Annotated in this window: 21 protein-coding genes and 1 pseudogene; 3 read left to right on the top strand and 19 right to left on the bottom strand. The window is 37.9% G+C overall.

Translation table 11 applies throughout. The annotated features are described in order from the left end of the window. Positions 1–40 precede the first annotated feature (40 nt). From Q5O24_05095 to Q5O24_05085, 3 genes are all read right to left on the bottom strand, one after another. Positions 41–1,738, bottom strand: coding sequence for an FAD-dependent oxidoreductase (locus tag Q5O24_05095; protein ID WKY48693.1), 1,698 nt, complete (start codon positions 1,736–1,738; stop codon positions 41–43). 90 nt (positions 1,739–1,828) lie between these two features. Continuing rightward, entirely contained in the window at positions 1,829–3,082 is a 1,254-nt protein-coding gene (locus Q5O24_05090) for a YeeE/YedE family protein (GenBank protein ID WKY48692.1), read from the bottom strand. 175 nt (positions 3,083–3,257) lie between these two features. After that, positions 3,258–4,202: a rhodanese-like domain-containing protein gene (locus Q5O24_05085; GenBank protein ID WKY48691.1), complete on the bottom strand. Its 945-nt coding sequence runs from the start codon at positions 4,200–4,202 to the stop codon at positions 3,258–3,260. A gap of 243 nt (positions 4,203–4,445) precedes the next feature. Between Q5O24_05085 and Q5O24_05080 the strand changes: the two genes are divergently transcribed. Further along, positions 4,446–6,035 carry a glycosyltransferase family 39 protein gene (locus tag Q5O24_05080; GenBank protein WKY48690.1) on the top strand — a complete coding sequence of 530 codons (1,590 nt, stop codon included), beginning with the start codon at positions 4,446–4,448 and terminating at the stop codon, positions 6,033–6,035. Here Q5O24_05080 and Q5O24_05075 read toward each other — a convergent pair. From Q5O24_05075 to Q5O24_05055, 5 genes are read right to left on the bottom strand one after another with little or no spacing between them, the layout of a single operon-like run. After that, a complete protein-coding gene (locus Q5O24_05075) occupies positions 6,013–6,729 on the bottom strand; it encodes an ABC transporter ATP-binding protein (protein WKY48689.1) in 717 nt (238 codons plus the stop codon). The genes Q5O24_05080 and Q5O24_05075 overlap by 23 nt on opposite strands. Next, on the bottom strand, positions 6,726–7,508 hold the full coding sequence (locus tag Q5O24_05070) for an ABC transporter permease subunit (GenBank protein ID WKY48688.1): 783 nt from the start codon (positions 7,506–7,508) through the stop codon (positions 6,726–6,728). The genes Q5O24_05075 and Q5O24_05070 overlap by 4 nt, the downstream gene beginning before the upstream one ends. After that, on the bottom strand, positions 7,498–8,460 hold the full coding sequence (locus Q5O24_05065) for an ABC transporter substrate-binding protein (protein WKY48687.1): 963 nt from the start codon (positions 8,458–8,460) through the stop codon (positions 7,498–7,500). The genes Q5O24_05070 and Q5O24_05065 overlap by 11 nt, the downstream gene beginning before the upstream one ends. Before the next feature lie 57 nt (positions 8,461–8,517). Next, positions 8,518–9,762 carry an ATP-grasp domain-containing protein gene (locus tag Q5O24_05060; GenBank protein ID WKY48686.1) on the bottom strand — a complete coding sequence of 415 codons (1,245 nt, stop codon included), beginning with the start codon at positions 9,760–9,762 and terminating at the stop codon, positions 8,518–8,520. Positions 9,763–9,786: 24 nt separating this feature from the next. Further along, complete coding sequence (locus Q5O24_05055; protein ID WKY48685.1) at positions 9,787–10,461, bottom strand: glycosyltransferase; 675 nt, start codon at positions 10,459–10,461, stop codon at positions 9,787–9,789. Between the two features lie 108 nt (positions 10,462–10,569). Here Q5O24_05055 and Q5O24_05050 point away from each other — a divergent pair, with 108 nt between their 5' ends. Then, positions 10,570–10,782 (top strand): sulfurtransferase TusA family protein, encoded by a 213-nt coding sequence (locus tag Q5O24_05050; GenBank protein ID WKY48684.1) that lies wholly within the window; start codon positions 10,570–10,572, stop codon positions 10,780–10,782. Here Q5O24_05050 and Q5O24_05045 read toward each other — a convergent pair. From Q5O24_05045 to Q5O24_05025, 5 genes and pseudogenes are all read right to left on the bottom strand, one after another. Beyond that, the gene (locus tag Q5O24_05045; GenBank protein WKY48683.1) at positions 10,779–11,666 is read right to left on the bottom strand and encodes a LysR family transcriptional regulator; all 888 of its coding nucleotides are present in this window, start codon (positions 11,664–11,666) and stop codon (positions 10,779–10,781) included. The two genes, Q5O24_05050 and Q5O24_05045, sit on opposite strands and share 4 nt — an antisense overlap. A 76-nt stretch (positions 11,667–11,742) precedes the next feature. Next, positions 11,743–12,825 (bottom strand): annotated as a pseudogene (locus Q5O24_05040) (YeeE/YedE family protein). A 247-nt stretch (positions 12,826–13,072) separates the two neighbouring features. Next, positions 13,073–16,003 carry a transporter substrate-binding domain-containing protein gene (locus Q5O24_05035; GenBank protein ID WKY48682.1) on the bottom strand — a complete coding sequence of 977 codons (2,931 nt, stop codon included), beginning with the start codon at positions 16,001–16,003 and terminating at the stop codon, positions 13,073–13,075. Positions 16,004–16,012: 9 nt separating this feature from the next. Beyond that, entirely contained in the window at positions 16,013–17,098 is a 1,086-nt protein-coding gene (locus tag Q5O24_05030) for a response regulator (protein ID WKY48681.1), read from the bottom strand. Between the two features lie 847 nt (positions 17,099–17,945). After that, on the bottom strand, positions 17,946–18,902 hold the full coding sequence (locus Q5O24_05025; GenBank protein ID WKY48680.1) for an alpha/beta hydrolase: 957 nt from the start codon (positions 18,900–18,902) through the stop codon (positions 17,946–17,948). Between the two features lie 163 nt (positions 18,903–19,065). On the opposite strand from Q5O24_05025, the gene Q5O24_05020 reads away from it, so the two are divergent. After that, on the top strand, positions 19,066–19,659 hold the full coding sequence (locus Q5O24_05020; protein WKY48679.1) for an MBL fold metallo-hydrolase: 594 nt from the start codon (positions 19,066–19,068) through the stop codon (positions 19,657–19,659). A 62-nt stretch (positions 19,660–19,721) separates the two neighbouring features. On the opposite strand, the gene Q5O24_05015 is transcribed toward Q5O24_05020, so the two are convergent. From Q5O24_05015 to cbiQ, 6 genes are all read right to left on the bottom strand, one after another. After that, positions 19,722–20,084 carry a VOC family protein gene (locus Q5O24_05015; protein ID WKY48678.1) on the bottom strand — a complete coding sequence of 121 codons (363 nt, stop codon included), beginning with the start codon at positions 20,082–20,084 and terminating at the stop codon, positions 19,722–19,724. Further along, a complete protein-coding gene (locus Q5O24_05010) occupies positions 20,081–21,352 on the bottom strand; it encodes a hemolysin family protein (GenBank protein WKY48677.1) in 1,272 nt (423 codons plus the stop codon). The genes Q5O24_05015 and Q5O24_05010 overlap by 4 nt, the downstream gene beginning before the upstream one ends. 415 nt (positions 21,353–21,767) lie before the next feature. After that, positions 21,768–22,910, bottom strand: coding sequence for a toxic anion resistance protein (locus tag Q5O24_05005; protein WKY48676.1), 1,143 nt, complete (start codon positions 22,908–22,910; stop codon positions 21,768–21,770). Beyond that, a complete protein-coding gene (locus Q5O24_05000) occupies positions 22,900–24,150 on the bottom strand; it encodes a 5-bromo-4-chloroindolyl phosphate hydrolysis family protein (protein WKY48675.1) in 1,251 nt (416 codons plus the stop codon). The genes Q5O24_05005 and Q5O24_05000 overlap by 11 nt, the downstream gene beginning before the upstream one ends. A gap of 190 nt (positions 24,151–24,340) precedes the next feature. Then, complete coding sequence (locus Q5O24_04995) at positions 24,341–25,072, bottom strand: ABC transporter ATP-binding protein (protein ID WKY49213.1); 732 nt, start codon at positions 25,070–25,072, stop codon at positions 24,341–24,343. Further along, the gene (cbiQ, locus tag Q5O24_04990; protein WKY48674.1) at positions 25,073–25,888 is read right to left on the bottom strand and encodes a cobalt ECF transporter T component CbiQ; all 816 of its coding nucleotides are present in this window, start codon (positions 25,886–25,888) and stop codon (positions 25,073–25,075) included. Positions 25,889–25,946: the final 58 nt, after the last annotated feature.

Genomic DNA, 25,946 nt, shown 5'->3' with positions numbered 1-25,946 from the left:
GAATTTCCTGTCAATAAATAATTAATTATATATATTTATTTTAACGGAAATTATAATCAGTTACAATAGGTTTTCTGCCCTTTGTCTGGTCATTATAATATTCATACATACAAATACCCAGGAAAGATCCTGAAATATTAATGATATTATCAAAACCTAACTGGCCCAATGCTCTGGCCATGTTATAACTTCTCTGAGCACTTCGGCAGTGAACATAAACCGGCTGATCTTTGGGAATTTCATCAAGTCTTTCACGGAACTGGCTCAGTGGAATATTTTTAGCAGTAATTAGATGGCTGGCTTCATATTCACCCGGTTCACGAGCATCAATGATAAAGGCATCCGTTTCAACCAGTTCCCGTACTTTGGTTACTGGAACCTGTTTAAATTCACCATTTAAAATATTTAACGCTACCATTGCGGCAAAGTTTACCGGATCTTTAGCAGTGGAAAATGCTGGCGCATAACAAAGTTCTAACTCTTTCAGGTCTTCCAGGGTTGCTCCCATTGTGATCATTGCAGCAATGACATCAACACGTTTGGTTGCATTTCCTCGACTAATAGCCTGGGCGCCAAGTATCTTACCGGTCGGTACTTCATAAACCAGTTTAAAGAAGAACTGGCTGTTTCCCGGCATCAGACCGACGATATCTCCAGGAATGATATAAACCATGTCATAAGATATTCCATTTCTTATACAACATGCCTCTGTCAGACCTGTTGATGCTACATTCATTTCAAAGATTTTAATACAGGAAGAACCTATCACACCATTATTTCTGGTTGGTCTGCCATATAAATGATCAGCTGCCGATCTGGCCTGTTTTTGTGCAGGTCCAGCCAGTGCCAATTTAGTCTTTTTATGAGTGAGCTGGTTATATACTTCAATCGCATCGCCAACAGCATAAATATTAGGATCACTGGTTTGATAATGCTGGTTGACAAGAATTGCACCTGTTTCTCCAATTTCCAGATCATTTTCCTTTGCTAGCTTTGTATCAGGTGTTACACCGATTGCCATAATCACTGCCTGGGCTTTCAACATTTTTCCAGATTCCAATTCTACAGAATCATCGAAAATTTTAGCAATCGCATCTTCCAAAATCAGGTTAACATCGTTATCCATTAATTCCTTGTGAAGAATTTGGGCCATATCATAATCCATTGTAGCCATAATCTGTGGCGCTTTTTCAACTAGTGTCACATTATAGCCTTGAGTAGACAGTTTTAAATTTTCTGCCACTTCTACTCCAATAAATCCGCCGCCAACAACGATAACATCTTTTACACCATTTATTAAATATTTATTGATTGTATCAATATCTACTACATTTTTAACACTAAAAACATGGGGTTTATCATAGCCAGATATAGGCGGCACAATTGGGTTTGCACCTGGAGCTAAAAATAGGGCATCATATGATTCTTCATAAACTTTTCCCGTTTCAACTTCTTTAACTGTTACTTTCTTATTTTGACGGTCAATACTAATCACTTCATTATTGACACGCGCTTCAATATTGTATTGTTTTTTAAAATTGTTAGGACACATCAAAACCAGGTCTTCACTATTTTCAATCATACCGCTCAAATGATTAGGCAGACAGCAATTAGAAAAAGAAACATTTGGTCCTTTTTCAAACATAATGACTTGAGCCGATTCATCCAGTCTTCTTACTCGAGCAGCAACTGAAGCCCCACCGGCTACACCACCGACAATTAAAACTTTTTTTCCCATTTTGTTCTCCTCATATTATAAATTTAAACACCTAGTGATTAGTTTGCTAATTAACTAAATATACTCATAAACAGTCAGTAATTACTAATTTTATTTTTTATGACGGTTTGGTGGTAAAACATCTACTTTTCCGGCAAAAACTTTGAGGGCAAACAAACTGCCAAGCCAGAGGGTAAAGAAGAATCCCCAACCGGATAATGAAAAGTTACCAATTCCAGATAAAAGCGCCCCAATATTACAGCCGCCGGCAAGTCTGGCACCAAAACCCATCAAAAATCCGCCTAATAAATAATAGAGACTGTCTTTGAATTTAAATCCTGTATTAAAGGTCCAACGGCCGGCAAACAAAAATGCAATAGCTGCACCGATAACAATTCCGATATTTCTCAAAGAACCTGGATCATTAAGAATACCATTATTCGCTGCCATGACGTTGGGTTCAAAATAAGACGCCGTGAACTGCACTCCAAACATCTGTAAAATGGCTATCCCCCAGGTCGTCAGTGGACCGGTAACGTACCAGCTGTGACGGGCAGTAATTAAAATAAATCCAAACATAATAGCCAGCAGGATACCACCTGTCATAAAAGACCAGCGCTGAACAAAAAGTTTATGAAAGGTTTTATATGAAAAAAGTTTAAAAGGAACTTCATCAGGTATTGGCAGTTCTTCATCCTCATAAACGGTTGCCGTATAGGTCCCCTCATTTTTTCTATAATCTTCATACTTACGCACAATAATATACAGAATAAAAAGGGCCAGAACTGAAACCACTAAAGCACCTACATAACCCAAAACATCCGGTAAATACAATTGAATGCCGATCTGGCCGATAGCGGTACTATTCAGGGTATTTTGTGCCATTAAGCCAGGAATCGAACCAAAAACAAAGGTTATCAGGGCAATCCATGATCGTGCTTCTCCTTCACCCAAATCGCTTAGGGTTCCTGATGCACAACCGCCAGCTAAAATCATTCCAATTCCAAAGAAAAAACCACCCAATAAAGTTGAGATATTTAAAAACTTTAAAGAACTCAAACCCGGCTGATCAATTCCCATCTGCAGTGCTGACCACTGAAGTCCCGCTGCCAGAAACATGGAAATTGCAAACATCACCAGCAGAGACTTGCTCAAGCTCCCCTCACCGGTCACATAAATTCGTTTAAATCCACCAGCAAACCCATATCGAGATCTGGTTAAAATATAGCCTAGAACTACTCCTGTCATTAAATAAAGGGGTAGGAACTGGTTGTTGAATCCTTTAACCACCCCTAAAATTATCGTAACAATTAATAATGCCAAACCTATAAAAGGCTGAATCTTCTTTCTCTGTGTTAACTCCATCTTGTTTCCTCCTCTTTCTGCCTGTTAACAGGCCTTTGCGAAATGCCAAAAGTTATAATAGCTTTACTTATTTTTCAAAAATAAAAACCTGTCCGGTTTAATCCCTTTCTTCATTTCGCAACAACCTGTAAACAGGACATGAAATGGCAAAGCCATTTCATGTCACTTAATATATTTATTCAGTTACCAGTGGATAACCTTTATTTGTCCATCCAGCTGTGCCTGTAGCATCTGTTCCATTTCCAGCGTTCAGAGATACTGCATCATAACCTAATAAACGAAGTCCAGCCACTGTCTGTCCTGCTGTCTGTCCGGTATAGCAGTAAACAATAATGGTTTTATCCATTGGCAGAGTAGAGAATTCTTCTTCCATTCCTGCGCCAAAAGGAATATTGATTGCTCCTTCGATATGTCCGGCAGCATAATCATCAGCTTTTCGAACACTCAGGAATTGAACTGTATCATCTCCCAGCATCGCATAGGCATCATCTTCTGAGATTTTGTAGTTTGCAAATTCAGTATCTTTAACATCTGCAAGACCTGCATAGTAGCTGTTAATTGCTTCCAGAATTTCCGGATCAATTTCAGTTTGAATAGTAGTATCGAATTCATTAGGAGTTGTTTCAATGACTTCTTCAACACCTTCTACTGCAGAAATCCCCAGTTTGTAACCTAGATTAACTGATTTTGCATCAAAGCCTGCCAGGTTAAACAGCATAACTGTCTGACCAGCAGTCTGACCGGTTACGCAGTAAATCATAACTGGTTTATCGTTTGGAATATTTTCGATATTCGCAGCCAGTTCCGTACCCCAAGGCATACTAAGTGCTCCTTTAACATGACCTTCAGCATACGCATCAGCGCTTCTGATATCGATGATTGTCATATCTTCACCAGCTTTTACCATATCTACAAAATCGGTCTGACTGATTTTGTGGATATCCTCAGGCATATTTGCAAAATATTCATTTACTCCTGTTTCCACCATACTTACCTCCGTAGTCTCTTCTGACGAGCTGCTGTCAGAACTGCTGTCTGATGTTCCCGTACTGCATCCACTCACAAATAATAAAGCAAACATCATTGTTACCAATACGAGCAATCGACTTTTTTTCACCATTTTTCTTTTCCTCCATTCGTTAAATAATTATTTAACAACATTGTAACCGATAATCACTATTTTTAGTTCCCAGTCTTTGTAATGCACTATTATAAATTTTAATAGCCCATGAAACACTCTGTTTTTAAACTTTACGAGTAATCAAAATATGGTATACTAAAAACGGCCTAGTTTACAAGTTGTCGTAAGTATACTACCCAATATTTTTGTAAAAAAACAATTATTACTGGACAGAGGATAATTATGAAGATTAAACCAGCAAAAAATAACGCTTGTTATAAAAAAATTCTGACCCTTGATTTAGATAAGTATTTCATTTTTATTTTTTTATTTGCTTACTTTATCTTTAATCTATTCTTTTTAACCAGCTTTCCCTATGTGCATTCAGATGAATCCTGGCTTAGCGGTCTTTCCCGTCATATTCTTGAAACTGGTTCAATTAATGTAACTGAGCCTTTTTTTGATGCTTACATCCGCTATCCTCATGCTATTCGGATTGTATTTCATTTGCTTCAGGCCCTTTTTATCCCAGTTTTTGGCTATCAGATTTTTACCTTTCGATTGCTTTCATTGTTATTATCTATTGCTTCTTTATTTTTCTTCTACAATTTGAGTCAAGTTATTTTCAAATCTAATCGATTATCAATGCTCAGTGTCGTTTTATTGTCTATCGATATCCAATATATTTATGCTTCTCATTTTGCACGTCAGGAAATTGCAATTCTATTTTTTTCGATACTGACACTTTTTATTCTACTTAAAAGACTCCCTCAACATCGTTTTGGTGATGACCTAATTCTTGGGACTATCACCGGGCTGAGCATTGGCTTCCATCCCAACAGTTTTATTATTGCCGTAACATTAGGGATTCTCTATTTGTACTTTATTTTTCAAGGGAAACTGAGAGTTAAAAACCTGGTACTCCTGGTTCTTTGCATCGCGGCTTTTGCACTATTCTTTGTGGGGTTAAGTATTTATATGGATCCTGACTATCTAAGCCATTATACTCAACACGGAAAAAACTTTGGTGTCGGTGATTCATTATTTAACAAGCTGGCAGAATTTTTTTACTTTTATAAACGCTTATTCAATCAGATAAGTGTTGAGTATTATATGCCTGATATTCGCTTTCAGCTGATTCTTTTTACAACTGTTTTATTCAGTTCATTAATCATGATGTTCAAAAAATCTTTTTGCGATACTACCCTTAATTTTTTAGTGGTTATCGTCTTAGCTATTAATCTTGGACTTTTAATTATCGGTCGTTATAATGTTACCAGTGTGATTTTCAGCTTTCCCTATATGTATCTACTAACCATTTATTTTATTGAGGCCTTTTTGCCCAGGCAAAAAAAATGGTTATCAGGAATTTTGTTCCTGATAACCATCCTATCAACAATATTACAAATAAAACCCTATCTCCAAAGCTATGAAGCCTATCTTGACCAAATTTCAAGTAACACAGCTGCTTCTGAAAAAGTGCTGGGAAACCTTAACAGTGAATACGCTTTTTCCGATGGACAGCTGCTTGATTACAGAAATCTTCAATATCTGGCTGACCAGGGAATTTCCTTTTCAGACTATATCGAAAAAAATCACATCGATACTATACTTTATTATGATGAACTGTCTTTTATAGTTGAAAACCATCCACATTATAACATTATGTATGGAGATCTCACTAATATTTTTAATGAAATGATGGATTATCTAAACGATAACTGCGAGGAGACCGCACAATTCACCAGCCCCACCTACGGTACTGAACTATGGCCGCAGATTGATCAAAAAAATTGGCAAATCCACGTCTTTAAAGTGAGAGCAGATCAGTGATTCGATTTTCCAATTCCTGGCTGACATTTTTGGGTGAGTTATTAATGATCTCCATAATCTTGCCGGAATTTAGAACGACAATCCGATCAGCCAATATCATGGCCTCCCGGATATCATGGGTCACAAAAAGAACTGTCGTTTTTGTAGCTTCTTTAATTTCCAGCAAATTATCCTGAAGTTCTCGTTTTGTCTGTGCATCAAGACTGCCGAATGGCTCATCCATCAGTAATACTTTGGGCGTTAGTGCCAAAGCTCTGGCTAAGGCGGTGCGCTGTTTCATCCCACCTGATAACTGCGATGGATAATAAGTATCATAGTCCGATAGTTTGACCAGTTTAAGGTAATGGCTGACCGATTCCCTAATCTCTTCTTTTGTATACCTGGTTTTTATTTTCTCAAGCGGAAATTCCACATTTTTACGGACTGTTTTCCAAGGAAATAGCTGGTCGAATTCCTGAAAAACCATTATACACTGGCGGCTGGGCTTCTCAATTTTATATCCATCTAAGAGGATTTCCCCATGCTCTGCTTTTATAAAGCCGCCAACAAGGTTTAGGAGTGTCGTTTTACCACAGCCGGACGAACCTACAATACAAATAAGTTCCCCTGGCATAATTTTCATATCAATATCTTTTAAAACCACCTTGTTATTATAGGCCTTGGAAAGCCCTTTTATGCTGATTACGGCTTTCATGATACACCCCATTTTTTAATTGTATTCTTTTCAATTTTACCGAAGATAAAATCTTCTACTAAAATACCAATCGCTATAATCACCAGAATTCCAGCATAAACTCCTGCGGTATCCATAAAAACCCGCCGGTTAAAAATGTACCAGCCAATTCCACCAATACTGCCCGAAGCCCCAAAGATCATTTCAGCACTAATAACCGCCCGCCATCCTCTAGCCCAGGAAATTTTAAGGCCGGCAAGCAAATATGTCAGTGATGCAGGAATAAAAATTCTTGTCATACTCTGCAATCTGGTGAATTCATAATTATCACCGATTTTTTTATAAACTTCAGGAATCGATTTAAAGCCAGCATTCATATTGAGAATCATCGGCCATAATACCGAATGAACTATCACAAATAAAATAGCCGATGTTCCCGTGCCAATCCAGAGAATAATCAGCGGCAGTAAAGCAATTCCCGGCAGAGGATGAAAAATCGAGACACAAGTATCTGTGAAGCTTTCAAACACCTTACTGATTACCGATAAAAAAGACATTATAAAAGCAATCACAATGCCAATTAAAAGGCCTTCCAGAATTAAAAAAAGAGAAAAAAACAGTTGATAAAGAAGGTCTCCATTTTTTATAGAGTTTAATAATGCCTTGAATATTTGTTCCAAAGTAGGAAATGCCAAGGCACTTACTGGTGAAAAAACCGCAATTAATTCCCAGGCGATTAGCATTAACAAAATCCAGATTAATTTTGAATAGGGTTTTAAAAATAATTCCCTAATTTTCATAGGTAACATTCTCCCATATTACTGAGTCTGCACTGTCTATGCCGGTATTTAAATATCCCGTCTTTTTCATGAAATCAGCAAAAGTCTGAATTCCTTTTACCGTTTCAGAATAACTGGCACTTTCTGCCGTAATATAAGATAAAACTTCCTCTTCGCTGAGTTCATAAACGTCTGCCAGTATTTCTGCCGACGCTTCGGGATTGTCATTGATAAAATCGATGGCTTCCTGTATGGATTTTACGAAAGCCTCATAGAGCTGGGGATTCTCATCATGCAATTTATTAGTGGTTACGCCAATAATAAAACTGAAGTCCCCGCCAAATGCTTCTTCACCAGAAATAATTTCGTGGAAACCTGCTGTCTCAATTTCTTTCTGAAAATAAGGTGTTGATGTAAAATGTGCTGTAATGTCTCCGCCAGAAAGCAAAGCACTCATCCCATCCGGATGAGACAAGGTCACTAGATTATTGTCAAGCTTAGTTGGATCGGAGAATTCCCGGTCGCATGCCATTGCCAATAAAATATGCTGTACACTGCCCGGTTGGGGAACAGCAATTCGGTCAGTTTCAGAAAAATCACTTAAGCTCTGAATCTGATCAGTCGCCACCAGACCGGTCGGTACTGATGATAAACCAGTTGCAATCTTCCACTCCATCCCGTTCTCGGTTCCGATCAAAAATGGTGGGATAGCCATGAAACCAACATCCAATCTGTCGGCTACCATGGCCTCACGAATTGCTGCTGTATTGCCAAGCTGTTCCCATGAAATTTCAATTCCCGGATAATTTTTCTCCAAAAATCCTTTTTCCTTCATTATTTGAACCGGTGCATAAGCAATCCCATACTGTTCTGCAATGCGAATCGTTTTTTCTTCACCACCCGTTTGTGTCGGACTGCAAGCAGTCGCTAAAAGCATTAGCACTGCCAAGATAACAAAAACAATTTTTTTCATACCTTCTCCTTTTCATGAAATACCCAATTTTTATTTTTCGCTTAAATTCTCACTTTTCTATTCCCCATATTCAACAGGCCTGATCACCAGATTTTCTCCTGTTTCACTATTAATGATAAGATGATCAAACACATTACAAACCGCACTGTCAAGAGCGTCTTCAGACTCTTCTGAGACAATGAAATAACCAGCTCTAGCGGTCGCATTGTCGATTTGAGCAAGTGTCTGTCCCACCTTTACATTATAACCGGCAGAAATTACTCCCGGTAATTTTAATAGGTCTTCAATCGGTGTAATTTTTTTAATTTTGCCAGGACGGGTAAAAAACAATTGCACCGATAAATGTTTTGAAGAATGATAAATACCTTTTGCTTCTGATAATTGAGAAATCCCCAAAGAAAAATCAATCACCTGATCTAGAATATCAAACCCTGTCAAATAAGGAATAAATACTTCTTCGTAAGCCCCTCCTATCCGACAGGCAATTTCATTCACAACTATACCGGCATTCCCAATCAGCAGCTGCACATAGAGCGGTCCTGAGAAAATCTCAAAGCCCTTAACAATCTGATCGATTATCCCTGTAATTTCTGCAATTCTTTGCTGATGTATTGATGGATATTGGTGAGCATAACAAATCCCAATGTTTTTTCCACTCTCAAAAGTTTTTCGGTCCGTTACCGTCAGAATACCAGCTTCTCCCTGGTTTACCCAGACACTGACAGTTATTTCATCACTTTCATAATAGCCTTCAATCAATGCTATTTTTTCTCTCGAAAAGCTCAGTGTCTGGGGTAAACTGTTAAAAACCTCTTCAATTGAATGGAGCTTGTAAACCCCTCTTTGTCCCTGGCTGTCAAGTGGCTTTAATACCAATGGAAAATCTAATTCTTTTAGCTTGCTCGTCAACTCTTGCAAACTGATTTTCTCGTGGCAAAAAATATATGGTACCGTAGGAATTCCCTTTTTTGCCAACTTTTTTTTCATAACTTCTTTATTTGTCACTGCCTTGGCTGTGTCACTGTCTAAAAAAGCAGGTAGATTCAGGGCTTTGCTAATCATCGAAACGGTAAAAACCGGCTGATCGGTTCCGGTCGTCATCACCCCATCTATCTGATATTTTTTTGCCACTTCAATATTCTTTTCGACATCAAAGGTCGAGATCGCTTTATGTACATCAGCAAACTCACGACCCGGTGGATTGTCATAATAATCAACCAGAATTACCTCATGACCTTTTTCTTTTGCTCTTCGAATCCCGTTTATCTGATTATTTCCACCACCTAAAATCTGCAATTTCATCTCTTACCAGCCTTTAATTTTTGTTCAGTTGATGCCATAGTAATAAACTAACCTAACATATAATTTTAATAATTTTTTCACGTCATAATTTGATTGTCCATAGGGGCGTTTCTGATAACTGACTTGAACATTAGCAATATTTTGACTATTTTTAAGAATAATCGCACTCAGATATACAAAATCAGTCGTATCTTCTGCAATAGTTTCAGCGACTGATCGATTCATAATTCTAAAACTGCTGACTCTCAAATGTCTTGGTTTTTTTAAAAACAAGGTAAAAAAAAGATCAACCAGATTAGAACCCAGTTGCCTGTGAAAAGCATATCCTTCCCTCATTGCTACACCATAAACAACATCAAACCCCTTTTGGATTTCATTAATCAGCAGAAAAATATCCTCCGGTTGCTGTTCAAGGTCATCATCAATAGTGATAATATAATTTCCTCTCGTTTGCATGATTCCATATTTAAGTGTTTCCTGCTGTCCATGATTTGCTTCCAAAAAATAAGTCTGCAAACGTTCATCTCTGTCTGAAAGCATCGTTAAAATTTCTCTTGAGTTATCTCTGGAGCAATCATCGACAAGAATAATCTCAAATTCCTGATTTTTACTTTCAAAACACTGGATTAGCCGATAAACCACTTGTTCAATCGAAGCTGCGCTATTATATACGGGTATCACTACACTGATTTTTTCCATACTTTCCCCTGAATAATTCTTTCCTGTTCTATACAAAAACGCATTTTTTTCTTAACCTGATAAAAAAAATATGATATAATACTCCAAAAAAAACAAGGCGGTTCTTATATGTTAACCATTGATTGTCTCGGCGATATGTGCCCCATCCCTGTTCTTAAAACCAAAAAACTTTTTAAGTCTTTAAAATCTGGTGAAACCATTAAAATTGTCAGTGATCACTCATGCGTTCTGGAATCTATGCAAACGACTTTTAAGAACCATCAGGTCTCATCTGATGAAGTGCTCTCTGGTGTCTGGGAAATCTTTTTAACAAAGTCCTAACACAAGCTTTTTCTGGCAATATCTTTAAAATACCTGATAAAATCAATCACACTCTGATTATTTTCTGATTCATCGTAGATAAGATACATTTCATATTCAATGACCAGATCGGAGATTTCTATCGCTTTCAGCTGTTTGCGGTACAGCTCTTTTTTGATTGCAATGTAGGGTAAAAATCCCACCCCAAACTCATTTAAGACCGACGCCTTAACTGATTCAATGGAATCACTTTTAAATAAAATATTCAGCGTGCTGCATCCAACCTGCTTTAATTTTTCTCTAATCAGTTCGGTTAAATCCATACTGTCATTCAGCAGTACCAGCGGGTACTGACAAAGCTCACTTAAGGATATTACATCATTTATTTCATAACCTTCTGGTGCGACCAGAACTAACTTATCAACGCCAATTTTGAATGATGACAGGCGGTCACTTTTAGCCTGACCATAAATTACCCCGAGATCACAGATATTATTCAAAATATTTTCTTCGATAGTCGAAGCTTTATTTGAGCGAACTTCAAAATTATTCTGGGGAAACCTCTTTTTCACTTTATACATCACACAGGGCAATGAATAATTGGCAATCGTCCAGAAAGCCTCAATTTTTATATCTTTTAAAGCATGATCACTTTCTTCCAGCTTTTCTCTCATCATTTCCAGCGTTCTAACGATGTTTCCGGCATATTTATAAACAATAGCGCCTTTTTCTGTTAGTTCAACACCTTTATTACTGCGAACCAGTAAGGTGCTGTCAAAATCTTTTTCCAGTTTGGACATCTGCTGACTTAAGGCAGATTGAGAAAGATGCGTTTCCAGGGCAACTTTAGAAATACTTTTAGCCTTAGCCACCTTATAAAAGTTTTCCAGATATTCAATATGCAAATTTTTTCACTTCCTCTTTTTTCTTCCTTTTTATTTTAACACAGCTATACCATTGAAACTATTTTTTCTGGATAATTTATATAAAAAAGCGTAAAATTATTTTTCCTCCGATAACTGCTCCCAAAAATAAAAAAAGCCCAAAAATCCAGCCTGATAGCGACAGCGAAGCCACTCCGCTAAAAAAAGCTCCAATGTTACAACCATAAGCAATACTTGCGCCATATCCCATTAAAAAGCCACCTATTATTGCTAAAACAACCTGTTTTTGCGACTTTATTTTTTTTAATCTAAATTGTTCTGCTAAAAGCACTGACAGAAGCGCTCCAAGAATAATTCCCACATTCCGAAGGCTGACTGACTCAACTAAAATTTTAAGTGAACCCAATGATTCTAAAACCGGATCATCTATCCCTGAAATTTTGATTCCCAACCAGTTTGCCCCTTGGTTTGCCCAGTAAGAAAAGGCGCTGGTAATTCCAAAGGGAGCTTTTGTAACAATCAGGGTTATTGCCTGGATGACTGACAGAAGAATAGCTCCGGTTATATAAGTCCATGAGGGTTTAAACCATTTTTTGAAATTTTCTTTCATTTCATTCCTGCTTTCATGCTAATTCTCTGCTTATAACTCATGTTTTCTTTCCCATCTCAAAGCAAAAATATAAAGTAGAATGATCATTAGCAGTTGTATAAACAAACCCAAAAACCAACCAAATTGATCCGGTAAAAAAACACCTTCTTCTAACAGTATAAAGTGCGTATGCCACCATTTTACATGGCTGTTACCAACCATCATTCCTAAAAAAAAGAAAAGCACCGTTATCAGGTGAATTTGAAAACCTTCACCAATTCGCATCAGCATTCCCGATGCACATCCACCGGCAATTACCATGCCGATACCAAAAAGTAATCCTCCAGTAAGGGTGTTCAGGCCAATTGGCTGGATATAACTTTGACCAGGTATGACACCATCAGTTACAAAATAATAATATTTAATCATGGTAAAAAATATACTGGATAATCCCAGCGTTATCAGAACGCCCCGTGCCAAAGCCGTACTCCCGGTTAAAGACGGATCTCTAAATGCCGAAACAAAGCAAAACCGGGATCGCTGCAGAACATATCCAAAGAAAATTCCGCTAAACCAGTAAAAAGCAATCATCGGCTCGGATAAAAATAGAACAAATCCAATAAACACCAGAATGGCAAACAAAACTAAACCAGTCATAAACTGGTTTGAATGTTTTTTGTTCTTGGATAGGTCGGAATTGTTCAATAAATTGCTCCTTTAGACAACATCTTTGTTGTCAGTATTGCATTACTATCTTACAATGAATAAGCATTTTTTGCAATATTTAATAAAGCCTGCCAGCAAATTGTTAGAAAGGCAACACTTCTTTTAATTAACCTTAATCTTTTTTCATCAAATAGCTTTCTATCATTTCCATTAATAATTCAATCTGCTTTTCAAAATAAACGTAGAACTCTTGAATTTCTTCTGAATCTTTGGCTTCAAGAGCCTTCTGAAATTTAGAAGCGAGTTTCACTAAGTTTTTAGCTCCAATACTGCCCGAACTGCTTTTAATTTTATGGACAGTCAATGCGGCCTCTTTATAATCATGGGAATCGATCATTGGGCTTATCACATTCAAAATATCTTTATTCTCCTTGAAAAAAGCTTCAACGACATTTCTGTACAAGGTTTCATTCCCACCCATATATTTTATCCCAGCTTCGGAGTTTAAAATCTCATCTTCTTCTGAATGCTCCGGATTTATCCCTTTTGATTTTTCTTTATCCGAAACATTTTGCCCCTGGGATTCTATCAGCTCTATGACCAATTGGATCATCTTGCTCGGATCAAAAGGCTTACTGATGTAATTTTCCATCCCATACTCCCGACATTTCTCAATCACGCCGTCGATTACATCTGCAGTCATCGCGACAATGGGAACCGTATCAGCAATCGAATGAATCTTTTCTGCCGCCTGGTAGCCGTTGAGAACTGGCATATGCAAATCCATTAGTATCAGATTAATTTCATCCTGATGGATTTTAAACTGTTCAACGCCATCTTCCCCGTTATCAGCCATAAATACTTTGAAACCTTCAGATTCAAGCAAAGATTTTGCAATCAATTGATTGGTTTTGTTATCTTCAACAATCAAAACACCATAGTCATATTCCTGGACTTGAAGGGTTTCCGATTCCGACTTATACGCTTCATTGGCGACAATTGCCTTAGTTCTAAAAATCTCCATAATGCCATTGAATAAAACAGATGGAATGACCGGCTTTAGAACGCCAACATCAATCCCGCTTCCTTCAAGCAGCTCAAACAAATCATCCCTCATCATTGGAATCAGCATCAATATTTTGGGCTTATGGATAATCTTACTGTTTTCAAGCAGTTGCTCAATATACTTTAAAGCGTCTCCGGGTGGCGTCTCATAATCTACAATCAATAAATCAAAAGGCTTGGAAAACTTACCAGCTCCGGTCTCCAGAATATTAACAACCGCCTTTGCGGAAGTCGTGAATTCACACTTGATCCCAAAAGCACTGAGATAGTTATCCAGCATATTAATATTGCTTCCGCTTTTATCTAAAACCAGAGTTTTGATTTCCTTAAAATAGAGGGAGGAAACATAGTCTTTATATGTTGCTTCTGCTTCTTCATCAATTGTCAGTTCAAGCTCAATGATAAAGGTAGACCCTTCTCCCTGCTCGCTAAATACCTTTATAGAGCCCGCCATCATTTCCACCAGGTTTTTGACGATTGATAAGCCCAGGCCCGTTCCACCAAATCTTCGGTTGATACTTGCATCCGCCTGGGTAAAAGGCTCAAATAATTTTTTTGTCTGTTCTTCAGACATTCCAATCCCTGTATCTGATACCGTAAAAGCCAGCTGTATCCGGTTTGAAGTCTTGGCAATCATTCTTATATCCAGCCCAATTTCACCTTCATTGGTAAACTTAGCTGAATTATTGATTAAATTCAGTAATATCTGTTCGATCCTTTTGGGAGCGCCAAAATAGCAATTGGGCATTCGGGGATCTTTGGTCAGATTAAATCCAATTCTTTGCTCTTCGATCTTGTGCGAAACAATGTTGATCACATCCTGAATAACCTGATCCATATTAAAAGGAACATTTTCCACTTCAATTTTCCCGGCTTCAATTTTTGAAAAGTCAAGAATGTCGTTAATAATACTCAACATCGTATTAGCTGATTGGGTTATACGATCCAGATACATTTTTTGAGTCAGATTTAGTGGTGTTTTTTTCACAAGATAGGACATTCCCATAATGGCATTGAGCGGCGTTCTTATTTCGTGTGACATCCTGGCCATAAAACTCGATTTAATCTGATTCGCCTTCTCAGCTTCTTCTGTGGCAATTTCCAGATCAGCCTGCACGCGCTTTCTGGTCTCGATTTCACGCCTTAACCTGATTATCCAGTAAACTGACACCAGCCAGATTAAGATAATCAAACCTGCTACAATAAAAATCACTCTAAAAATTTCACTATAATCAGTTTCAATGTCCACGCCAACCCAACGGTTATTGATGGCGATTTTTTCTTCAGCAGAAATTGAATCAATACTCTTGTTAAGAATCTCCACCAGTTCCGGCATATCTTTTTGTACCGCAAAGTAAATGCCCTGTCCATCGTCTGCATCAAAGGCGATATATTTCAGATCGGTCAGTCCACTTGATCGGATTAAATAATTAGTCGTCGCCAGATTTCCAACAAAGGCTGTTTCAGTTCCATTGGCAACCGCTGTCAGCGCCTCTTCTACCGTATCATACAAACTTAAATTAATATCATCATATTCTGATAGAAAACTATGGTGTGAACTGTTTTTTTGTACTGCTACAGTCTGTCCGTAAAGATCATCGATGCCACTAATCCCATCTGTTGAATCTCGAATGACTATGACTCGCTTGAAATTATAATAAGGCTCAGAAAATAAAAAGCTTTCCTCACGAAGGCTAGTCTTGGAGATAGCTGGTAAAAGATCAATTTCTCCCGAAAGTGCCTGGTCGTATGCTTGGGTCCAGGTTAGTCCCTCTTGAATCTCCATTGTCAGTCCGGTCTTCTGACTGATAATTTCCAGATAATCTGAGGCTATCCCCTGGTAGTCCCCAGTATCATCAAAAAATTCAAAAGGGACAAATTGCGGATCAACCCCAACTGTAATGACCGGATGGGCTTCCATAAAAGCAACTTCTTCTGGCGTCCAGTCTATACTCTCATCTCTAGCCAAAACAGTTACCGGACATATTATCATAAACAAAGTCAGGAAACTAGCAAGAAAGCGGATTGCACCTTTCATCTTCGCACCTCACAGCTTATCATTTTGCTTAAACAACAATGAAATTTCTCTGATTTCTTCTTTAATTTCCAGAAATCCTTTTAGAATATCGGGGTCAAAGTGTTTTTCACTCTCACTTTCCAGATATTCAATTGTATATTCAAAATCATAGGCTGGCTTGTAAACCCGCTCATTTGTCAAAGCATCATAGACATCAATTATTGCCATTAGCCGTCCCGGAAAGGGAATATTATCTTCCTTTAAACCATTTGGATATCCGGAGCCATCAAATTTTTCGTGATGTCCGCCGACCAGCTCCATTGCTAGCCTAATAAAATTGGGGACTTCATCATCACAATAAAGTTCATTTTTTAATGCCAAAACTCCAAATTCGACGTGTTTTTTCATTAATTCAAATTCATCACTGGTAAGTCGTCCTGGTTTTAATAAAATACTATCCGGGATGCCCACTTTTCCAATATCATGCAAAGGGGTTGTGGTCACTAATTCCCGCACTACGGGACCTGTCAGGAGCATCTGATACTGCTTCTTTTGACTAAGATGCCGACACAGAAGCTGCATCATCTTCTGCGTCCGAATGGTATGCTTTGAAGTTTCAATATTTCTAGCCTCTAACAGACTTACCATCGCCTGAATCGTTATATCTCTTGCTGCCGCCAATTCATGGGTTTTCTTAAGAACGATGGCGTCCAGTCTTTTGTTGTCATCTTCAATGCGTTTCTGATTATTCTTCAGCCTGATATGAATGTTGATGCGAATTTTCAGTGATTCCATATTTAATGGTTTCCTGATATAATCTACTGCACCAAGTTCCAGCCCTTTCACTTCATTATCGATCTCATCATAATTTGTCAGAATTATGGTTCTCAGTTGCGGATACCTCGATTCATCACCAAGCCGCTGTAATACTTCAAATCCATTCATTACCGGCATATTCAAATCCAAAATCATCAGGTCAATATCAGGGGTTTTCTCAAGCTGCATTAGAGCTTCCAGACCATTCTCCGCCGTTAAGGTATTATATTCCGCGAGCATTGTTTCTATCATGATGCGATCTGTTAATGAATCATCTACAATCAAAATTTTTGTGTCCATTTGTTTCCGAACCTTCCCGTATCTTTTTTAGAAATCTCGATTTTTTATACATACCCAAAAACTCCAGACTTCAAACGGAAAGATTCATATTAACCATTTACTGCCACAGAACACTGAAAGTTCTTTTACTGAAAAGTCAACTTAAAACCACATTATCACTATAAATTTTTCACCCAAAAAAGACTGATACCGGTTCATCATTTTCATCTGATAAACCGGCTCAGCCCAAAATCTCTGTTGTCATCCGTTGGGATTCCTCCTATTGATTTTTTATCAAAAACCTTCCATCTTTTTCTTGTAATGCTCGTCAATCTTTACTTTTAAGAATCTTTTGTTTTATACTCACCAGAGGATTATTTACTAGATGTTTACTTGCTTTTTCTGATAGAGAACGGCTTTCTTTTTCCTTCTTTACGGAATTGATTTTTATAAATCGTTAAAACTTTTCTGTTTCATTTTGCTTTCATTCATCGTTCATTTAATTCTTGTGAGTGTTCCCGAATTTCTTAATTTCTTGTGAATCTCTTTCGAATCTCTTCCCTGACCGATTTTGTTATTTTCAGTTTAACTGTATCTAACACTACCAATTTATAGGAAGATTGACGGCTTTTTACTTTTCAATGATCGAATCATTTTAAAAAATCTGGTTGATCTTTGATTTGATTTCATTATAGCACTTTAAAATAAAATTGCAAGTGTTTTTTGTAAACGTTTTATATGTGTCGAAATAATTTTTTTCCTATTATTTAACTATTAGTAAACAGGAAACAAAACTCCTTTTCTGCGTATATAATCTTCAATACTAAAGCCCTTGAACATTACAGCAAAAATGTGATTGTCCTTCCCTCTATCGAACTGGAAAATCCGTCCTTTTGAAGGAATTATAAAAAAAATGCTTCAATAACCTTACACGTCTATCAATACTTTTTTTTACAATATCGCTGTCTTCGGCAATTTCAAATCCGTGTATTGTCCCCCTTGTCTGGTTTAATTCTACACATGCCCCCTGCTCTTGAAGTGCACGGGCATAATGAATGCCTTCATCTCGCAAGCAATCAAAGTCAGCGACTTCAACATAAGCAGGTGGTAAATTTTCTAAAGACTCTGCTTCCATTGGTGAAACATTTAATGTTGGATGACCTGTTTTTTTACCCAAGTATAATTTCCACATTTTTTTATTTTGTCTCGCATTCCATAAGGGAGTATCAACAAAGTTTTTCATAGAATCCGTTATAAGTCGAGAATCTATCACCGGATAAATAAGCATCTGAAATAGAATTTGTGGACCTTTTCGATCACGGGCCAGTTGACAAACACCTGCTGCCAAAGCTCCACCTGCACTGTCTCCTCCGACCGCAATCCTATTTATATCGATGCCATACTTCATCCCGTTTTCAATTGTCCACTCCAATGCTTTATAACAATCCTCCAGGGCAACCGGGAAAACATGTCGGGGTGCCAGGCGATAATCTACAAAGATTACCTTACAAGGGGTTGTCTTTACGTATTCACAGATAAGCTGCTTGTGAAAAGCAGCAGATTTAAGTACAAAAGCACCTCCATGCATATAAATCAGACATGGTAAATCTTCCTTAATATCCTCAGGTTGATAGATTCTGATTTCAATCTTTTCATTTAAATATCCGTCAATTCTGACAATTTCTTCTTTGACACCTTCAGCTGTCTTTCTATTATTGTAACTGCTTTCTAAAATCATATTCATAAATGGAAGAAGAAGTCGATTAATCGGTGTTTTTAGTTTTTCGTATTTCTCAAAATCCGCTAGGATAGGATATTTTTTCAAGTTGACCTCCAGCTCAGTAAGCAATAGTACAGATTCGTTTCTCCAGAACTTAACTTCTTTATTTTACAACAGGCAAAGCTAACGATTTTTCTTTAAAAATTTGTTTGACATATTTATTTATTTGTTCTAAATTTAAACTATATTAAAAAAATAGGGGGAAAAAATGGCAACTTTATTTTATCAGGGACATGGAAGTTATCGGATTGTAAGTGATAATCAAATAGTGGTATACATCGATCCTTTTGCCGGTGATGGCTACGATCTGCCAGCTGATTTGGTTCTGATCAGCCATGAACATCATGACCATAACGACCTCTCAAAAATCAACCCAAAACCAGACTGTGTAATCATAAGACCTGAGTCGATTTTAAATAATGGCATTTATGGCACTCAGAATATTTCCGGCATTAACATTCAGGCAGTCCCTGCCTATAATCAAAATCATCATATAAATGATTGTGTTGGATTCCTGATTACTGTTGATGGTCTGACCATTTATGCCTCGGGTGATACGTCCACCACCGACTACATGAAAACAGATTTAGCCAATCAGTCTATTGATTATGCACTCTTTCCTATCGATGGTGTCTATAATATGGATGCCAAGGAAGCTTCCGAATGTGCCCGAATCGTCGGTGCCAGACACAGTATTCCTATTCATATGAAAGCCGGAGCATTATTCGATCCTACTATGGCTGAGCAGTTTAATGCTGAGGGGCGAATTATTCTTAAACCAGGCGATTCCTTGAATCTCTAAATCATAAGTCTAAAAAACTAAAAGCCGAAGAGCACTTTTTTTGAAGCGTTCTTCGGCTTTTTTTAGATATTTTCAAAGAATTGAATTTTAAAACCGTTGGGATCCAATACATAAATGAATTGAATATGCGGGTTAGGTTTCAAAGGACCACCAAGAATCTCAATTCCCTGTTCTTTAAGTGAAGCCATTTTCGCTTCAAGTGAGTTTACTTCAAAACCAAGTGATATCGCATTGCCGGGATTTATTTCCGGATTATTCTGATTGCAGATCAACTCAACCTGGGATTCTCCATCACATAAAAAAGCCAGTTCAACGCCGGGACCAGCCTGTATCCTTCTGGTTATTGCCAAGCCGACAACGTCCATAAAGAAAGCAAGTGACTCATCCAAATTCTTAACCATTAAAGTAACCCATCCTAATTTCATATCTTGATCCTCTCGGTTTTACTTGATTCTTCTTCGTGTCTAATTTCCTTAACAATCTTCATTTCAATAACATGGCGATCATCCGCATCGGTGATAGTAATCGTCAAGTCCTTATACTGGTAGCTTTCCCCAATTTCAGGAACCCTTTCCATTTCTTCGACAATCCAGCCGCCAACAGTATTGACATCAAATTCATCTTCCATTTCAAAGGCATCAAAGAGCTTGTAAAGACTTGCTTTACCCAGAACTTTATATTCAGATTCGGAGATTTTAATCATTTCATCAATGACTTCATCATGTTCATCCCAAATCTCTCCGACCAACTCTTCTATCACATCTTCAAGAGTTACAATCCCCGCTGTTCCGCCATATTCATCAAAGACAACTGCAATATGGCATTTCTTTTGCTGTAAAAGTGTCAGCAGTTTTGAGATTTTCATGGAAGCGGTAATCATTTCCACCGGTTTGATAATTTCTGACAGGGGTAAACCACCATTATCCACATAATGTGAGAAATCTTTATGATTGATAAAACCAATAATATGATCGATCGTATCTCTGTATACTGGAAGTCTTGAATAACCTGTTTCAAAGAAGCGTTGTCTGATTTCTTCTTGGGTACTATTTTCATCGATAGCTACTACATCAACCCTGGGAGTGAGGATATCAACCACATCAAGATCATTAAACTCGATTGCACTGCGAATCAATTCACCATCCTGCAGATCAATTCCACCTTCATTTTCAGCTTCTTCAACAATTGTCAGTAATTCCTCTTCGGTGATACTTAAATCATTTTTCGTTTTAAACAAAACAGAAATAAGCTTTTGCCATTGCATAAAGATAAAATTCAGTGGGATTAAAACGATCATAAATATTCGCAACAGCGGATATGCCATCATCGCAAATTTCTCAGGTGATTTCTTGGCTAAACTTTTGGGTGTAATCTCACCAAAAATCAGAACCACTACAGTCATTACAATTGTGGATATTGTCACACCCGAGCTTCCATAAATGCCAACAAACAAAACGGTTGCCATTGAAGCTGAAACAATATTAACGATATTATTTCCGATCAGAATTGTTGACAATACACGATCATATGATTCCGATAACTCAAGCACTTTTTCTGCTCGTTTATTTCCATTTTTTACCAGATTTTTGACCCGAATCCGATTGAGTGATGAGAAAGCAGTTTCAGTTGCTGAAAAAAACGAGGAGAGTAAAATTAAAACTATCAGAACAGCAATTGTGATATAGTTGTCCATATTATTGCACAGCCTCCATAATTTTCACTACAAAAGCCATCCGATATTCATCTTCAGAATCAGGTATTAAAGGGTCCTCCAAGTAATGTCCTCTTTCCTGCAGTAACTGCAAATTATTTAAAATATCTTACCATAAATTTACAACTTTTTAAAGTATTCTTAAAATTTTTTAACCTGTTTTAAACCAGAGGAAAGAAATCTAATTCAGTGCGTATACAAACCCCGCACCGACCAATTGAATTTCGTAGGCTGCTGCGGATTCATACAGTTGCCCAATTAGAAAGCTCTAATTTAAAGCGTTTTCTAGCAACTGTTCGCCCCGATGCAGCGGGTCTGCCCCCTTGGGTACAACTGAAAAGCAAATTGTCGGTGCTCTTGTAGTATATTTACTTTGTCTTCAATCTGAAATAGAATTCTATTTACGTCTAATTTCCAACATTTTCTGTTTAAGATCATTTTCAATCCGCTGTAATTCCACTTCTGCTTCTTTTCGTTTTTGCCGACCTTCAGCCTGGATTTTAAGAACTTCATCAAAGGTAGTGATCAGCGACTCATTGGAATGTTTTAAAGTCTCGATATCCACAATTCCCCGTTCGGACTCTTTAGCTGTCGCAATGGTTTCCATTTTTAGGGTATCTGCATTTTTTCTTAGGAGGTCATTGGTCATATTCGTTACTTCTCGCTGTGCTCTCGCCGCCTGTGCCGAGTGTGCCACTCCCAATGCCAAAACCATCTGACTTTTCCAGAGTGGGATGGTGTTTACAATTGATGATTGGATTTTTTCAGCCATTAGCGTGTCATTATTCTGCACTAATCTGATTTGCGGAGCCATCTGAATAGAGATCATCCGGGTTAATTCCAGGTCGTGAATCTTCTTTTCGAAACGATTCAGCATGGCCGAAAGATCATTGACTGCCTGAGCATCTTCCGGCAGGCCAGACCTCTGAGATTTTTCTATCAGGGCCGGCAAATCTCTGTTTTCAATCTCTTTTAATTTCTTCTTACCAGCCAAAATATACATGGATAACTCTTTAAAATAGGATTTATTAACCTCATAGAGCTTATCGAGCATGGCCACATCCTTAAGCAGCTGGATCTGATGTTTCTCCAATTCTTCGATAATCCGATTAACATTTGTCTCGGCTGAAGCGTATTTCGACTGCATTGAGGCCAACTTATTGGAGCTTTTTTTAAAGAAACCAAAGAGGCCCTTCTCATCTTCTTCAATATCAAAACTTTTCAGTTCATTGACCATGTCAGTGAGCATTTTTCCAACTTCGCCAAGATCTTTTGACCGAACATTGTTGAGAGCGCTTTCTGAGAATTCTGCAATTTTTTTCTGGGCACCCACGCCATACTGCATGATCAGGGCCGAATTGGAAATATCAATTTTTTGCGCAAAATCATCTACCATTTTACGTTCTTCCGGTGAAAGCTGACTTTCGTCAAAAACCGGTGCTTCCGCTTCCTGACTTTTAATTTCATTGGTATTCAAATCATCCGCAAAAGGTTCAAAGGTCAGGGTTGGGGTTTCTGCATCATAGGTTTTATTGTCCATTCTGATCTCCTTGTTTAAAATCTTTTTTTGTTAATCCTTCCTGTGCCAGGATGGTATTAAGAACCGAAATATCACTGGCTATATCCATGGCGGTATCCTGATAGAAACCGTCAAGCAGATTTTCAAATGCGTGGTTAATAGTGTCCAGGGTTTCTTCGATTTCTTTTTTTGTTGACCGAATATTGGCTCCCTGAATGGCTTCCCGATCAAGATCGCGATATACTCTTACCAGCTTAAGGGTTGTCGGCAAATAATATCCCATAAATTTTCTGATCTCTAAAACCTCCTGAGGATTTTTTTCAACATACTCGAATATTTTTGAAATCACTTTTTCCAGTCGCTCAAGCTTTACAGAAATTTCTTTTTCTTCAATTTCAGCATTGGCTTCACGAATTTCCAATATAATTGCCGCTCCTTCCGAAATAACCTCATTAACAGCCTTTTCTTCAGGATTAATGACTTCTTTTTTCTGTTCTTTTTTAAAATCTTCGGCTTCTTTTAAGCGTTTCCCTTCTTCCAACTGCATGTGGGCCTGATAGGATTCATCATCCAAAAACAGGTAGGTTTCCGTTTTATCGATCCGACCACGGGGAAACATTAAAGCGTTTATCATTTTTCGCAAATCTTTAACCACATATTTATTACTTCGCTGAACCGGCTCTGCCAGCTCACTGATTTTACAAAACGACCGCCCATTTAAGCGCTCTACGTATTGTCGGAAGCGTTTAAATCGATTCCGCAGGCCGGTCCCACGAATAATAAGCGCGGTGAAAACTGCTGCCAGAGGAATCAAAAAAATCGAACCGGCCATGATTTCTGACATAAAGTAGGCTCCCAGAAGCATCATCATGGTCATCACCAGACCCAGATTTCCAAATATCTGCATTAATATACCCGACACACGACCGGCCGGAGACCTGGCAATCAGGTTTTTTTTGCGATTTTTTCTCGTATCTCGTCTTTGCTGTCGATCATAGTAAGAGGATTTTGCTGCTTCGTCAATTTCCACCGTCTCATAATCAGTGTAGGCCATTTGATCCAGGTCTGCCTTCTTTTTATTGCTGACTCTGGTTTTCCCCTGTTTTTGCCATTGATCACTGCTTTTTCTGGCTTCTTCAAGGGCGCGATTAACGGTTTCAGTTATATTTTTATTTAATTGCTTAAAATCGGTGGATTCCAGTGCATCCTGAACAATATTTTTGATATCATCACCGATATTTGAGTAGCTTTTCTTTCCCATTCTTAATCCTCCAGCTCTTTATCATTATAGCTTATCAAAACTTAAAATACAACGAACAGAAAAAGAATTAACCTTTAGTTTAGATGCTAAAAAAGAAAAAAGTATGCGAGATGCATACTTGGATATCTGGGCAAGCCGCTTGCCGACCAATTTAAAAAACAATCGACGGTGTTTTGTGCTTAACTTACTTTTACTGATTGATCTTTTGCAGTCCCAGCGGTAACTCCAGGCTTGCTTCAAGCAGAAGTTTTTCATTGTATAAAATTTCTTTTACCGCTCCGTCTGCAAAAATTTTTCCTTTATTAAGTATTACCACCCGATCACAAACTTCCAGTGCCATATCCAGATCATGGGTAGCAATAAGCTTTGTCATCGGTAATTTTTTTAATGTATTGATCACCTTACGTCTGGCTTTAGGATCTAAAAAAGATGAGGGTTCATCGAACAGTATCAATTCCGGCTCCATCGATAAAACTGTAGCAATCGCAATCATTCTTTTCTCACCGCCTGATAACCGATGGGGCATTCGCTCCTTTAAATGAAGGATATCGAGCTGTTCCAATGCTGCCATTACCTTCTGGTCGACTTCTGCCTCTGATAAGAGCTGGTTGCGGGGGCCAAAAGCAACATCGTCATAAACCTTAGTCATAAACAGCTGATCGTCGGGATTTTGAAAAACCATTCCGATTCTTTCCCGCAAAATTTTATGATTCTTTTTTTCGACAAGCAGTTCATCCATTTTTATCGTTCCGGCGCTGGCTTCAGCAATTCCAATAATGAGCTTGAAAAAACTGGATTTTCCTGCTCCATTAGCACCAACCAGGGCCACGGATTCACCCTCAGTAAGCTTTAAACTGATATTTTCGATAGCTTGATGGCCATCCGGGTAAGAATAGCATAAATCAGATATTTCTAACACGATTCACCTCACAAAGTTTCCTATAAACAATCCCAAGTCAAAAAAACGCATCAACAGCAACAGACCGCTGGTCAAAAGTAAAATGACCCAGTCTGATTTCAAAAAAGGTTCCGGCTTGGCATACAAAAATTTCCCGTCATAGCCTCGACACTTCATCGCCAAATAAATGCTTTCTGCCCGATCGAAGCTTCTTAAAAGGAGCTGCCCGACAAAAACGCCCATATCCTGCATCTTAATCCCCTTTGCTCCAGGTGAGCGTAAAATATAAGCAGTATACATACATGATACTTCTTCCAAGAGTACAGAAATATAACGATAAGTCAGCATAATCTGTTCCACAATCATCTGTGGAATTTTAAAGGATAAGAGCTGATAGGCAATTTTCGGCATTGAAGTTGTTGCGATTAAGATTAGTACAGCCATAACTGTAAAAACCGTTTTTAACATAATCGAAAAGAATGAAATCAGACCAAAACTAATGGCCAGATTGCCAATATAAAATGCCGCTTCGCGATTAAAAAATATATTAGATACTCCGGCAAAAAATGAAAAGGGCAGCGCAATCAACAATCGTTTTAGTAATGGCTTAACCGGAATTTCTCCCAGAACCATTAAGATCACCGGATAAAATGCGTAAAATGTCAGACCCGTCACATCATAAGGTTTATATGAAATAACCAGAACAATATAAAGTAATGTCATCAGTAACTTAACCCGGGGATGAATCTGATGAATTACGGTTTGTTTGTCCGCCAGTTCTTCCAGCGACTGGATCGTGGACATGGATTCGGAAATACCAGCCATACAACTTCCTTTCATAAAACATAATAAAAAAGACCAATGCTATTATTTTAGCATGGTCTCTTAAAAAAACAAC

This window comes from Eubacteriaceae bacterium ES3 (assembly GCA_030586155.1).
In the GTDB taxonomy this organism is placed as follows: Bacteria; Bacillota; Clostridia; order Eubacteriales; family Eubacteriaceae; genus Acetobacterium.
This window is presented reverse-complemented; position numbering and strand designations above follow the sequence as displayed.

Coding starts and splice junctions, on each gene's coding strand:
- Q5O24_05060 (WKY48686.1), bottom strand. CDS start 9,762: ATGAAATTGCAGATTTTAGGTGGTGGAAATAATCAGATAAACGGGATT.
- Q5O24_05085 (WKY48691.1), bottom strand. CDS start 4,202: ATGGTGAAAAAAAGTCGATTGCTCGTATTGGTAACAATGATGTTTGCT.
- Q5O24_05005 (WKY48676.1), bottom strand. CDS start 22,910: ATGGACAATAAAACCTATGATGCAGAAACCCCAACCCTGACCTTTGAA.
- Q5O24_05095 (WKY48693.1), bottom strand. CDS start 1,738: ATGGGAAAAAAAGTTTTAATTGTCGGTGGTGTAGCCGGTGGGGCTTCA.
- Q5O24_05080 (WKY48690.1), top strand. CDS start 4,446: ATGAAGATTAAACCAGCAAAAAATAACGCTTGTTATAAAAAAATTCTG.
- Q5O24_05020 (WKY48679.1), top strand. CDS start 19,066: ATGGCAACTTTATTTTATCAGGGACATGGAAGTTATCGGATTGTAAGT.
- Q5O24_05065 (WKY48687.1), bottom strand. CDS start 8,460: ATGAAAAAAATTGTTTTTGTTATCTTGGCAGTGCTAATGCTTTTAGCG.
- cbiQ (WKY48674.1), bottom strand. CDS start 25,888: ATGAAAGGAAGTTGTATGGCTGGTATTTCCGAATCCATGTCCACGATC.
- Q5O24_05050 (WKY48684.1), top strand. CDS start 10,570: ATGTTAACCATTGATTGTCTCGGCGATATGTGCCCCATCCCTGTTCTT.
- Q5O24_05030 (WKY48681.1), bottom strand. CDS start 17,098: ATGGACACAAAAATTTTGATTGTAGATGATTCATTAACAGATCGCATC.
- Q5O24_05035 (WKY48682.1), bottom strand. CDS start 16,003: ATGAAAGGTGCAATCCGCTTTCTTGCTAGTTTCCTGACTTTGTTTATG.
- Q5O24_05075 (WKY48689.1), bottom strand. CDS start 6,729: ATGAAAGCCGTAATCAGCATAAAAGGGCTTTCCAAGGCCTATAATAAC.
- Q5O24_05090 (WKY48692.1), bottom strand. CDS start 3,082: ATGGAGTTAACACAGAGAAAGAAGATTCAGCCTTTTATAGGTTTGGCA.
- Q5O24_05000 (WKY48675.1), bottom strand. CDS start 24,150: ATGGGAAAGAAAAGCTACTCAAATATCGGTGATGATATCAAAAATATT.
- Q5O24_05070 (WKY48688.1), bottom strand. CDS start 7,508: ATGAAAATTAGGGAATTATTTTTAAAACCCTATTCAAAATTAATCTGG.
- Q5O24_05055 (WKY48685.1), bottom strand. CDS start 10,461: ATGGAAAAAATCAGTGTAGTGATACCCGTATATAATAGCGCAGCTTCG.
- Q5O24_05010 (WKY48677.1), bottom strand. CDS start 21,352: ATGGACAACTATATCACAATTGCTGTTCTGATAGTTTTAATTTTACTC.
- Q5O24_05015 (WKY48678.1), bottom strand. CDS start 20,084: ATGAAATTAGGATGGGTTACTTTAATGGTTAAGAATTTGGATGAGTCA.